Below are 12,335 nucleotides of genomic sequence, written 5' to 3' on the forward strand. Positions count from 1 at the left end.
AGTTAAACGAAAAATATGTTGAAAATGCATGGTATACATCAATATGAGCTTTATCAGGGTATTTTTTCATTCAAGATGAGCCAAATATGGCTTTTCTGCTATAGAATACTAATTACGTAGCATGTAATGGCAGAATGGCCTCCCCCTAGTCTACTTCATACATAGCAGTTTGTTTCACGTGAAACATTATTTCTGCTTTAAAGTACCTTCAATAATTTGATAAATGAAATGTTCTTGACTGGATATAGCAGAAATAAACTGAGATGGGTCGGTAGTGGACGTAATAACATATTGACCTTTTCTTTTCGCCAAATATTCCATTAGTTTTATTTGATGTTCTTCATCTAGCTCAGCAGGCAAATCATCAATCAAGTACAAACAATCCTGCTGAAGTAAATTTGCCTGCGCCAATCGTAAGGAAATCAAAATTATCTTTTGTTGACCACGTGACAAAATCTGTTTGGCTTTATTTTGATTTATTTCAATCACAATATCAGCTTGATGGGCTCCAAATTGTGTGTATGTTTTTTGCAGATCACTGGTAAAGCACTCAGATAAAATGTCTTCTAATTCTTTACCAGAGTTTTTTTTATCCCAGCCCTTATAATACGTTATCTTACAGTCAAGGTGACTTAATTCACTTAAAACAGTAATAAACATTTGCTCCCATTGCTTAAAATATTCTTCTCTGAGTAAATGAAGTTGAGTTGCAAGCTGACTTAATTGCTTATCCCAGGGAATAAACTGTACGTGTGACGCATGCTGTTTCAAAAGTGCATTGCGTTGTTTAAGGACTCTTCTATATTCTTTCCATAAAGCATGATAATTATGTTTCACGTGAAACAATCCCCAGTCCAATAAACTACGTCGTTCCGATGGACCCGCATCAATGATTTGAAAAATATCAGCATAAAAAATCTGACAAGGTAAAGCATAAGCCAGTTGGCTGGTAGTAGAGCAAAATTGATTGTTCAGCTTAATTTGAGTTGGTTCAGAATAAGATTTTTGAATGCTGATCGTCTCCTCCAGCTGAGAACGAGCAAATACAGTTAAAGAGGGTTGTTCATATGAAATAATTGGCGAGATTTCACGAGATCGAAAAGAATGGCCACAACTTAAAAGATAGAGTCCTTCAAGGATAGAAGTTTTGCCGCTTCCATTTGGCCCAAATATAAAATTAAATCGAGGGCTTAACCCAAGATGTACCGATGAAATATTTCGCAAGTGATGAATTTTTAATTCGGAAAGGATCATATTTTCATGGGCATAATAATATATTGATAATTATCATCATCTAATGACTCAATTAAAATACTGCTATCCGTATTCGATAAGGACAAGCGAATTGTTCCCTCCCCAAAGTGCGAAAGCACATCAAGTAAGTAAGTTGCATTCAAACCAATTTTTAATTCATCACCCTGAGTCTCAGCAGTTAGAGATTCAACAGCCTCCTCCTGCTCGTTATTGTTGGCAATTAAAGTAAGCAGACCAGGTTGTAAATGAAGCATAACCGCTCTCGACTTTTCATGAGCTAAAATAACAATCCGCGATAAAGAACGCTTAAAAACAGAACAGTCGATAATAATCTGTTTATCTTGATTTTTTGGAATCGCCTTGGAATAAGGAGGAAAACGCGCCTCAATTAATTTCGATAAAAATATAAACTGACGAGATACTAATTTAAAATGTGATTTACCTGCTGCCAATAAAACTTCTTCATCATCAATACCATTAAGAAGTCGTAACAATTCCTGAATTCCCTTTTTAGGCAATAACAATTTTTTCTCGCTGGTGTTAGAACACGGATGACGACAAATCGCCATTCGATGTCCATCAGTTGCAACTGCAGAAATAAGATTCGGTTCAAAATCAAGAAACAAGCCATTGAGGAAAACACGTACATCGTGTTGCGCCATGGCAAAATGAGTTGATTGCAACAACTTTAATAAAACCAAGCGAGGAACAGTTAACTCAACTTCATTACATTCATCTTCACTTAAAGGATAACTCTCTGCAGGTAAAGTCGTTAACTTAAATGAACTACGCCCTTGTTTAATGGTTAAAAGCCCATTATCAACGATAACATTTGGATTGGTTTCATCATCTAAAGAGCGAATAATATCGATAAATTTCTTTGCAGGTACGGTAATACTGCCAGAATGCTGCCCAGATTCGCAAGCAACTTGCGCAGAAATTTCAATTTCTAAATCGGTAGCAGTTATATTCAACAAATCATCCGCTAACTTAAAATAAAAATTTGACAAAATAGCTAAAGATTGTTTTTTGTCTACAGCACCTGCCACTGTTAGCAAAGGAGCAAGTAAATCTTCTTTTTTAATAGTGAATTCAAACAAGATAGAACTCCATATGAACTTTAAGAATAAAATAACAAATAAATCGCTTCATCTAATTCATGTACAACATGGCTACCCTAGCGGAATGATTTATTAATAGACAAAACTAAAAAACTATCTTCCCAGAATAAACATATGGGTTAATAAGGCGTATTACACTATTTTTACAGCACTAAGAAGATAAAATACGCATTAAATTTTTATAATCCTCGGCAAAATCACTGTCATCCTGAATCAATTCCTTAACCTTCCTGCATGCGTGAATAACCGTTGTATGATCACGGCCGCCAAAATGATCACCAATTTCAGGCAAACTGTGATTCGTTAACTCTTTACTTAAGGCCATAGCCATTTGTCGAGGTCGAGCAATAGAACGACTGCGTCTTTTTGATAAAATATCAGCCACTTTGACTTTATAGTACTCAGCAACAGTTTTTTGAATATTTTCTATAGTGACTAATTTATCTTGCAGCGCTAAAAGATCACGCAACGCTTCATGAACAAACTCGATAGTAATTGGCTTACCTGTAAAATGTGCATTAGCAATAACTCTGCGTAATGCGCCTTCAAGTTCTCTTACGTTAGAGCGAATACGTTTTGCGATAAAAAATGCAACCTCATAAGGCAATTCGATATTCGATTGTTCTGCCTTACTAATTAAAATAGCAACTCGCGTTTCCAACTCAGGAGGCTCAACAGCAACGGTTAGTCCCCAGCCAAATCGGGATTTCAAACGTTCTTCCATGCCTTCAATTTCTTTTGGATAACGATCACTGGTTAAAATAATTTGCTGCTGTCCTTCCAATAAAGCGTTAAAGGTATGGAAAAACTCTTCTTGTGATCTATCCTTACCAGCAAAAAACTGTATATCATCAATAAGCAATGCATTTAAGGAGCGGTAAAAGCGTTTAAATTCATTAATTGAATTCGTCTGGATCGCTTTAACCATATCGGCAACAAAACGTTCAGAATGCAAATAAAGTATTTTAGCATCAGGATTATTCTTTAAGATGGCATTTCCAATAGCATGCATCAGATGCGTTTTTCCTAAACCTACCCCACCATAAATAAATAAAGGATTGTAGGCATCGCCGGGTCGTTCAGCCACTTGCATTGAAGCCGCACGAGCAAGTTGGTTGGAGTTACCCTCAACAAAGCTTTCAAAAATAAATTTTTTATTTAAGTGGCTGCTCTTATAATCAACAGCCTTTTTCGGTAAAGCCTTACTTGCATTAGAACTGACTGAAGGAGATGTATTCACTTCAGAAGAAAATGAACCAGAAGAACTTGAATCTGAGTCTGTGCTGGAAGTTTTACTGCCAATTTCAATGGAAATTGATTTAATCTCGTCACCACAAAACTGCTTAATCAACTCTTCGATTCGAGAAAAGAAATGCTTTTTAACCCAGTCAACAACAAATCGATTAGGTGCAAATAAAATGAAACGCTGCTCATCTGTATGAGCCTGTAAAGGGCGCAACCAGGTATTAAATTGTTGCGCAGAATATTCATCTTGTAAGAGACCTAAACATTTTTGCCAAACAGATGCTGACACAACATAACTCCTCATCAAAGAAGGGTGGTAAAAAGAGTATAAAACTAATTAGCCACAGCATTTAAATATGCCACTGAAAGTACCTGGACAGCAAGATAATTAAGTATGAAATTAACTTTGCATGAAGTGAAAAAGTAGAATTTCTTCGATTCACCAAGGTGCTGCTGCAGGCAAATTATACTCAGGCTTTTGGATAAAGAAAAGTTATCCACAAAAAAAGTGTGGATATTTTTAAAAACACCACACAAATTACCCGAGAATCTATTTAAAATAAAGGCATCAATGGTTCACTAGGAAACACATTTAAAGTACCATTAATTAGAACAGGATGAGATAGATTTTCATTAAAAAAAGATAATCTGAATTTGTTTCCATGTAAATTTTTAAAATATGGACTAGCAAAGATGCGTTGTTCAATAGGAGCAGCTTCCCATTCCCTTTCATTTTGAACGCTTAAAGACATAGCAGCACTATATAATGTCGTTTTAAGATTACGCTCCATAGTCGCTTTACTCAATTGTTGATGCATATTTTTCATCAACAGATTGAGCTGTGTCTTTTTAAAATCTACAATTGACTCAGTAAATGCTTCATAAGCTAAGGCAGTGCCGCTGATTAATGCAAATAATAAAACCCCACATCCTAATAGAGGAAATGCTGCAAAACTGGAACATATTCCCATACCCGTTAATAAACCCGAAACTCCAGCACAGCACCCAGCAATAGAACCAAAAGTTCCTACAAAAGCAAAAAAAGCAGGAATCATTTTTTTTGAGGCAGGTACTGATTGTTGTGATACTTCATCAGCAATATTTTTTAATATATTTTTATTATTAGGAATGCATTGATTCAATTCATATTCTTTTTTAAGAAGTAATAAAATTTGATACAAAGGTGAATTTGTATCTACATGTTCTATTTTATCAAGATCCATAATGAGTATTCGTTTAAATAATTCATTAAAGTCTTCAACATTCTTTCCATATAAAAAGTAATTATTAATACTCTTTATATATTCGTTAATGTCAGTTAATAATTTTTGTTGATTTTTATGAAATTGATTTTGAAAAAGTTGTTCACTATTTTTCTGTTCTTGATAGGAAAAATAAAAAATAAGACTACTCACTGAAAAAAATAAAGTGATGGCAAGAATCCCTAAGGATAAAGAAAAAAAACTGGCGATAGTCCCGCCCAGTGCTGCGAATAAAATCCCAAACAATGGCCACGCAACGCCGGATCCCGAACCAATTCCATTTAAAACTGATTTTAAAAAAACCATAATTATTCCTAAGCAATCTAAAATCATTGTACGTAGAGAGACGCAAATGATTCGTATTTGTTCTCTAAAAAAACATATCTTTTCTGTAAAAGCAGCACAAATCAATAAAACTAAAGCTAAAACTTTAAATTAAGAAACCGAGAAATACTGATAAAATTTTTTAAAAATCGTAGTTCTGTATTTCATGACATAGACTATCCTCAAGCTTCATTTTTAATCAGTACCAGCAAAAAAAAGTTCAGCAAATCAAGAAATGCATGAAAAAAATATCTAAGAACAAAATAAAACGATTAAATTTAAATCATCTTGGATCAAGTTAACTATGAATAAATGGGATCAAATATAGGGAATAAGATGATGATAAAGCAATGAATAAATCAAAACACAAAGATACATACAAATAGATCACAGGGTAAAAAAGAGCTTACGAACAAAGTTATTTATTAATTAACTTATTGATTTCAAATAAAATAAAATAGTTATCAACAAGAGATAACTGACACAATAACAACAAAAAATTAAAAAATATAAAATGATATAGTTATTAACAGGTGAGAAATTTAGGTGTAAAAAAGAAAATAGACAAAAAATAATCAGATCACAAAATTGACAGTAGAAAAAAAGTTATCTATTATTGCCAGCCTCATAATTTTATTAGCAGGTTCATCATGAAACGCACCTTTCAACCCAGTAATTTAAAACGTAAACGTGATCATGGTTTTCGTGAGCGTATGGCTACTCGCGTAGGTAGATTAGTAATTAAACGTCGTCGTGCTAAAGGCCGTAAGCGTTTGACTGCTTAAGTGTTTGCTTTTAAAAAAACACAGCGATTATTAACAAAAAATGATTATAATCATGTGCTTGAACAAGCGAAGAAAATTGTAACATCCGAATTTATCGTTCTCTTTAGAGAGAATAATTTAGGTTATGCACGACTTGGGCTGGCGTTGTCGAAGAAACTGATAGCAAAAGCTCATGATCGAAATCGTATTAAACGGCTGTTAAGAGAAAGCTTTCGACAACAAGAATTACCTGCAGTCGATGTGGTTTTTTTAGCAAGACAAGGCGTAGCAAAACAAACAAATGCAATTATAAACGCTAGAATGGGCAAAACATGGAAAAAAATAATCTCATGTTACGAAAAATAGTTTGCTTACCCATCAAACTATATAAGTATTTGATTAGCCCTTTGTTAAAGCCAAGTTGCCGATATTACCCAAGTTGTTCACAATATGCTGAAAGTGCTATCCAACAATGTGGCATAACCAAAGGTATATGGATGGCTTTAAAAAGAGTATTGCGTTGCCACCCATGGTCACGTGGTGGTTATGATCCTGTACTCCCCAACAACGAGAATCATTGATGGATATACGACGTATTGTTTTATATGTGGCGCTTGCGCTAGTAAGTTTATCACTTTGGAATGCTTGGCAGATTGACTATCCGCCAAAGCCAGTACCCACAGAAAACACGATAAGCCAAGAGAAAAGTGGACAGCCTTTGTTACCGCAAGTAACCCCATCCAATACGTCAACATCAACCCCAGTTAATCCAATTGCTGAACAAACTAAAAGCAATAATGCATCTCTAATCCATGTTAAAACAGATGTTTTAAACGTGTCTATTGATCTACAACAAGGTGATGTTGTTGCAAGTCAACTTCTTGATTACCCGCAAAGCGTAGATGAAAAGAATAAACCGTTTCTTCTTTTACAAAATCAGCCCAACGAACGTTATGTTGCTAACAGCAATCTTTTTGTTGCCTCAGGACAAAACGTTCAAGCACTTGACTTTAATTTTACAGCATCAAAACAACAATTCGAATTAGGTCCCGATCAAAAGCAATTAGTCGTAACTCTTAGTGGAAAAAGTGATGATGGACTTGATGTAAAAAAAGAGTTTACCTTTACAAAAGGTAGCTATCTTATTGAAGTAAATTACAAAATTGCTAATAGGGGAAACAGCGATTGGACGGGATATTTGAATACCCAGCTGTTGCGTAGCTCACCCAAAGAAGATAAGTCAAGTGTGTTTCACGTTGGCTCCTATACGGGCGCATCCTATTCAGAACCAGGAAAACACCGCTATCAAAAGGTAAGCTTTAGCGATATGAATAAAGCAAACCTGGATGTAGACAGTAAAGGCGGTTGGATTGCCATGCAACAGCATTATTTTTTAAGTGCTTGGATTCCCCAACCTGATTCGAACAATAAATTTTATACTCGCGCTGCAAATAATGATTATATTATTGGTTCTGTAAGCAAACCGATTACACTGAAGCCAGAAGAGCAGACAACAGTTGGTTCCAAGTTGTATATAGGCCCGGAAATCACCAGCGTATTAAAAAGTATTGCCCCCTCGCTTGATCTTACTGTTGATTATGGAATTTTATGGTTTTTATCTTCACTATTATTCTCATTGATGAAAGCAATTTATAATTTTGTGGGCAACTGGGGTTGGTCAATCGTTTTAGTTACGGTATTAATTAAATTAGCTTTTTATCGTTTATCTGCTGCCAGCTATAAGTCAATGGCGGGGATGCGTAAATTGCAACCTAAATTACAAGCTTTACGTGAGCGTTATGGCGATGATAAAGCAAAAATCAGCCAAGCTACCATGGAACTTTATAAACAGGAAAAGGTAAATCCTTTAGGTGGCTGTTTACCTATCTTAATCCAAATTCCTGTATTTATTGCTCTGTATTGGGTTTTATTGGAAAGCGTTGAATTAAGACAAGCTCCATTTATCTTATGGATTAACGACTTGGCTTCACCTGATCCTTATCATGTATTGCCATTAATCATGGGTGCTACAATGCTGATTCAACAAAAACTGAATCCAGCACCACCAGATCCAATGCAAGCAAAGATCATGATGTTTTTGCCTGTATTGTTCACTGGCTTGTTCTGGAATTTTCCAGCTGGTTTAGTGTTGTATTGGATTGTGAATAATGCCTTGTCCATATTGCAACAATGGTACATTACACGTAAATATTCCGATGAAAAACCTGCAAAGAAACTTGTTTCAGTTAAATAAATAAATGTCTACAACAGAAACCATAGTAGCCATAGCTACCCCGCCTGGCAGAGGCGGTGTAGGAATCATACGCTTATCAGGTCCAGAAGCATACACAATAGCTTATTCGCTTAATGGCAATAAACCATTGACTCCACGTAGAGCGGCTTTTTGTTCCTTTTATTCATTCTTTGAACAAGTTCTATCACCACAACCCGATGCTTTAATTGATCAGGGGATAATGATTTATTTCAAAGCACCTCATTCTTTTACTGGTGAGGATGTTGTTGAAATTCAAGCACATGGATCTCCTGTTGTGCTCGATATGCTTATTAAAGCATGCATTCATTTAGGGGCCCGAATGGCACGTCCAGGGGAGTTTTCTGAGCGCGCATTTTTAAATGATAAAATTGATTTAACGCAGGCTGAAGCAATAGCTGATTTAATTCAGGCCAGTTCGCAAACTGCAGCGCGAATGGCTTTAAAATCATTACAAGGCGAGTTTTCAAATAAAATCAATCAATTAAACGAAAAGATTATTTATCTACGTCTCTATGTAGAAGCAGCAATAGATTTTCCGGAAGAAGAAATTGACTTTTTGAACGACGGTAAGGTAGCCTATTTACTACAAAATATTTTAATTGAATTGGATGAGATACGTGCGCAAGCCAATCAAGGAGTGATCTTACGTGAAGGCTTATCTGTAGTCATCGCTGGCAGACCCAATGCAGGTAAATCAACTTTGATTAACTGCCTCGCTGGGCGAGATGTTGCTATAGTTACGGAAATTGCTGGTACAACTCGTGATGTGATGCGCGAACATATTTTACTTGATGATATTCCACTACACATTATTGATACCGCGGGTTTACGTGATTCTGATGATTTAGTTGAAAAAGAAGGAATTAAAAGAGCTTGGCAAGAGCTAAAGAAGGCAGATTGTGTTTTGCTCGTCGTTGATGTGAACGATCTGGAACACCATCATTATTTAACAAAGGAAATTAAAGCAGCATTACCGCAAGAAGTTCCCATTATTACAATATTTAATAAAATTGATACCTTGAGTCGCAGCGCGCAAATACAAAATCATACAATCTATCTCTCTGCTAAATCAGGTGAAGGGATTGATAGTCTAAAACACGTAATAAAGCAGGTAGTAGGTTATCAACCGAATGAAGGCCACTTTCTTGCCAGAAGACGTCATTTACACGCATTAGATGAAGCAAAAAATTTACTTACTACTGGTCAACAGCAATTAACAGTGCATCGCGCGGGGGAGTTATTGGCAGAGGATTTGCGCCGTGCCCATCTAAGCTTATGCGAAATAACCGGTGAATTCAGTTCTGATGACCTATTGGGACGCATTTTTTCCAGTTTCTGCATTGGTAAATAAGCCTAGTTTTCCTTTGTAACAGCCTAATTTACGTCTTTTACTGTTTTGAAACATTGTGTAAAAAAAACATACAAAAACATCTTGTCAAAATGAAAGTCAAATGATAATGTACTTATAAAAACACTTTGTAAAATTTTTGTAAAGAAGGGGGTTGTCATGGCTGTTTCAAAACAAAATCCTATTAGTAGCGATAAGGAAAAGTTTTTTAAGCAACTTCATGGTCGTCAGCAGATAACCCTAGAAGAAATTCAAAATGAAGCGGAAAAGGAAAGTTATACCGTTATATTAGAAAATCAAAAAGCGCTCGAAGCTGAATTCAAGCACATGTTTGCTGTGTTACAAATGCAAAAAGATGAAGATGAAGAAAGAAATAAAGCTTTTTGGTTGTATTGCTACTATTGCGCGACTCTTTTAGAAACCTTTCATAAAGCCTATGGACAGCAAAGCAAAGAAGCTGACTATAAAAAATTTAAGGAAAAAATTAAGAAACATTTATTGAAGGAAAAAGAGGATGCAAAAGCTGAAGAAGAGTTTATTGACTCACTAAAAAATAGCTTTCTCGATAGTTTTAAAAACTTATGCACTGCACCGGCTCACTTGTCGCGAATTCGTGACTATGTTGCGTATTCCAATTTATGCCGCGTGTATTGGGTATTTTGCCGCTTGACCTTAGTATCGGGTTTTACTCTAGCAAAGGAAACGCATTTTCTTGAAAAGCTGGATAAAATATTAGGTACGCATACGGATGCCGATAAAATAATCGATACGCTTAAGGCACCCAATGGCGTATTGAATTATTTCAGTGTGGGTTTATTTTTATTCCGTTTTGCAATTGATTTCGGTCTATTACTTCGCCATACCTTTTGCCCTAAAAAGGGGGAAGGCAATAATACGCCTGAAGAAATGTGGGCACGCTTTAAATTTGAATTTTATAAACGCCACTGTAATTTTGCCAATGATTTGGTATGGGCAACAGTTAATTTCTTAACTAATTTTAATCATATTACCCATATACCTGATCCTACTGCTGGGGTAATTACTGCAGCCTTCTTAGGGTTTGATGTGTGTATGACTTTATATAAATGTTATTTGGCTAAGCGGGAATATCTGGCTAAGAAGACACAATACGAGAAGGAAATAGAGGATTACCGCAACAAAGCGTTATTTACCCATTTGTCTCAAAAGGAGCGGGATGCGCATATAGCCATGCTTGAAAAGCAAATTATAGAGCTGGAAATTGACTGGCGCACGAAAGAAGCAACATTTTATTTTAATGCCGCCGCCGCAGCTTTATTGATGTTTGGTTTTTCAGCCTCATTACTGTTTACCGGACCAGCTATACCTGTTGTTTGTTTCTTTGCTTGTACCATTGCTGTAGCAATGTATCTCTCTTCTGATGCTTATTCGAAGTATCAGGAAAAAGGTTATCGTTTAGAGTTAGGCCATCTTAAAGGAAAAGAGCTGGAAAAAGCACGTCAGGAATATGAAGCTGCACGTAATGATTTTTATTTTACTTTGGCCAAGAATGCAATTGTACCTACCCTTTTAATTGCTACTTATGCTGTATGTTGGCCTGCAGCAATTGCTTTAACTGTATTGTATATGGGTTATGAAATTTATCATGCATACGATCAGCACCAAAGCAAAAAAGAGGCGGAAAGGTTAGCTTTAGAAGGCCCTAAAGAAGACGATTTTCTTGATGATATATATGATGAAGAAGATGCACGCCTATTAAATAAAGAAGAGAATATAGATATAGATAACTGTTGCTTTATTTAATTTATGTAGCCTGGGTGAAGCGAAGCGTAACCCGGGTTTTCTTTTTTAAGTGATTAAAACCCCCGGATTACGCTTCGCTTCACCCAGGCTACGTTGATTGATTTTTTATTGCCAATGCTTTTTCATACAATTCATTTTTACTGCCATTGCTTAGCTTACAGGCAATGGCTACTGCTTGCTTGAGCGGTAACTCATCCAATAATATTTTCAGTAATTTTTCATGAGCACCTGGCTCAGGAGCAGTTGGACGCGGAGGAATAAGCAGCACAAACTCTCCTTTTACATGTGCCGGCTCTGCTAAAAGCCAGTTTTTGACTTCAAGCAAAGTACCGGTAATAAAACGTTCAAACGTTTTGGTTAATTCTTTTGCCAGAACAATCTCGCATGTTTGACCAAAGAGTTCACCGATATCATCAATGCATTCAAGAATACGGTGGGTCGATTCATAAAAAATTAAAGTATGCGGTTCTGTACGTAAGGTTTCCAATTTGCTTTTTCTTGCCTGCTGTTTTGCTGGAAGAAACCCTAAAAATAGAAAAGAATCACAAGGAATGCCAGCTGCGCTAAGTGCAGTAATTAATGCACACGCTCCAGGAACAGGGATAACGGGAATATGGGATTGACGCGCTAATTTTACTAATAAAAAACCAGGGTCGCTAATTAATGGTGTACCCGCATCGCTGATTAATGCTACTGATTTCCCCGCTAAAAGTTGTTCAATAACGTGTTTGCTTTTATCATTTTCATTATGCGCATGCAGTGATTCAAGATTATTTTTTATCCCTAAAGAAGTTAATAGCTGCACCGAATGGCGTGTATCTTCAGCTAAAATAAAATCAACTGATTTAAGTACTTCTAATGCCCTAAACGTAATGTCCTCACGGTTTCCTATTGGAGTTGCAACGATATAGAGAGTTCCTATGCCTGTTGCTAGTGAGTTAGTCATGGTTTATCCTCTTG

Annotated in this window: 11 protein-coding genes; 6 read left to right on the plus strand and 5 right to left on the minus strand. The window is 36.0% G+C overall.

Translation table 11 applies throughout. The features are described 5' to 3' along the window. Positions 1-186: 186 nt before the first annotated feature. The 4 genes from recF to A8O27_RS10750 all read right to left on the minus strand — a co-directional run bounded on the left by recF (position 187) and on the right by A8O27_RS10750 (position 5,188). On the minus strand, positions 187-1,254 hold the full coding sequence (recF, locus tag A8O27_RS10735; RefSeq protein ID WP_058459576.1) for a DNA replication/repair protein RecF: 1,068 nt from the start codon (positions 1,252-1,254) through the stop codon (positions 187-189). Further along, positions 1,251-2,354, minus strand: a complete 1,104-nt coding sequence (dnaN, locus tag A8O27_RS10740) for a DNA polymerase III subunit beta (protein WP_058459577.1) — start codon at positions 2,352-2,354, stop codon at positions 1,251-1,253. Before dnaN ends, recF begins: the two co-directional genes overlap by 4 nt. 172 nt (positions 2,355-2,526) lie before the next feature. Further along, positions 2,527-3,909, minus strand: a complete 1,383-nt coding sequence (gene dnaA, locus A8O27_RS10745; RefSeq protein WP_058459578.1) for a chromosomal replication initiator protein DnaA — start codon at positions 3,907-3,909, stop codon at positions 2,527-2,529. A 265-nt stretch (positions 3,910-4,174) separates the two neighbouring features. After that, positions 4,175-5,188 carry a hypothetical protein gene (locus A8O27_RS10750; RefSeq protein ID WP_058459579.1) on the minus strand — a complete coding sequence of 338 codons (1,014 nt, stop codon included), beginning with the start codon at positions 5,186-5,188 and terminating at the stop codon, positions 4,175-4,177. 668 nt (positions 5,189-5,856) lie between these two features. On the opposite strand from A8O27_RS10750, the gene rpmH reads away from it, so the two are divergent. The 6 genes from rpmH to A8O27_RS10780 all read left to right on the plus strand — a co-directional run bounded on the left by rpmH (position 5,857) and on the right by A8O27_RS10780 (position 11,375). Continuing rightward, positions 5,857-5,991, plus strand: coding sequence for a 50S ribosomal protein L34 (rpmH, locus tag A8O27_RS10755; protein WP_058459580.1), 135 nt, complete (start codon positions 5,857-5,859; stop codon positions 5,989-5,991). Then, positions 5,992-6,336: a ribonuclease P protein component gene (gene rnpA, locus A8O27_RS10760; RefSeq protein WP_058459581.1), complete on the plus strand. Its 345-nt coding sequence runs from the start codon at positions 5,992-5,994 to the stop codon at positions 6,334-6,336. It abuts the gene before it with no gap. Beyond that, positions 6,303-6,551, plus strand: coding sequence for a membrane protein insertion efficiency factor YidD (gene yidD, locus A8O27_RS10765; RefSeq protein ID WP_058459582.1), 249 nt, complete (start codon positions 6,303-6,305; stop codon positions 6,549-6,551). Before rnpA ends, yidD begins: the two co-directional genes overlap by 34 nt. Continuing rightward, positions 6,551-8,224, plus strand: coding sequence for a membrane protein insertase YidC (yidC, locus tag A8O27_RS10770; RefSeq protein WP_058459583.1), 1,674 nt, complete (start codon positions 6,551-6,553; stop codon positions 8,222-8,224). Before yidD ends, yidC begins: the two co-directional genes overlap by 1 nt. Positions 8,225-8,228: 4 nt before the next feature. Then, positions 8,229-9,596 carry a tRNA uridine-5-carboxymethylaminomethyl(34) synthesis GTPase MnmE gene (gene mnmE / locus A8O27_RS10775; RefSeq protein WP_058459584.1) on the plus strand — a complete coding sequence of 456 codons (1,368 nt, stop codon included), beginning with the start codon at positions 8,229-8,231 and terminating at the stop codon, positions 9,594-9,596. Positions 9,597-9,752: 156 nt separating this feature from the next. Then, a complete protein-coding gene (locus A8O27_RS10780; protein ID WP_064115089.1) occupies positions 9,753-11,375 on the plus strand; it encodes a hypothetical protein in 1,623 nt (540 codons plus the stop codon). An 88-nt stretch (positions 11,376-11,463) separates the two neighbouring features. Here A8O27_RS10780 and rsmI read toward each other — a convergent pair whose 3' ends face one another. After that, the gene (rsmI, locus tag A8O27_RS10785; RefSeq protein ID WP_058459585.1) at positions 11,464-12,321 is read right to left on the minus strand and encodes a 16S rRNA (cytidine(1402)-2'-O)-methyltransferase; all 858 of its coding nucleotides are present in this window, start codon (positions 12,319-12,321) and stop codon (positions 11,464-11,466) included. Positions 12,322-12,335: the final 14 nt, after the last annotated feature.

Source organism: Legionella bozemanae, from assembly GCF_001648595.1.
GTDB lineage: Bacteria > Pseudomonadota > Gammaproteobacteria > Legionellales > Legionellaceae > Legionella > Legionella bozemanae.

Coding starts and splice junctions, on each gene's coding strand:
- mnmE (WP_058459584.1), top strand. CDS start 8,229: ATGTCTACAACAGAAACCATAGTAGCCATAGCTACCCCGCCTGGCAGA.
- A8O27_RS10750 (WP_058459579.1), bottom strand. CDS start 5,188: ATGGTTTTTTTAAAATCAGTTTTAAATGGAATTGGTTCGGGATCCGGC.
- yidC (WP_058459583.1), top strand. CDS start 6,551: ATGGATATACGACGTATTGTTTTATATGTGGCGCTTGCGCTAGTAAGT.
- rpmH (WP_058459580.1), top strand. CDS start 5,857: ATGAAACGCACCTTTCAACCCAGTAATTTAAAACGTAAACGTGATCAT.
- A8O27_RS10780 (WP_064115089.1), top strand. CDS start 9,753: ATGGCTGTTTCAAAACAAAATCCTATTAGTAGCGATAAGGAAAAGTTT.
- rsmI (WP_058459585.1), bottom strand. CDS start 12,321: ATGACTAACTCACTAGCAACAGGCATAGGAACTCTCTATATCGTTGCA.
- yidD (WP_058459582.1), top strand. CDS start 6,303: ATGGAAAAAAATAATCTCATGTTACGAAAAATAGTTTGCTTACCCATC.
- recF (WP_058459576.1), bottom strand. CDS start 1,254: ATGATCCTTTCCGAATTAAAAATTCATCACTTGCGAAATATTTCATCG.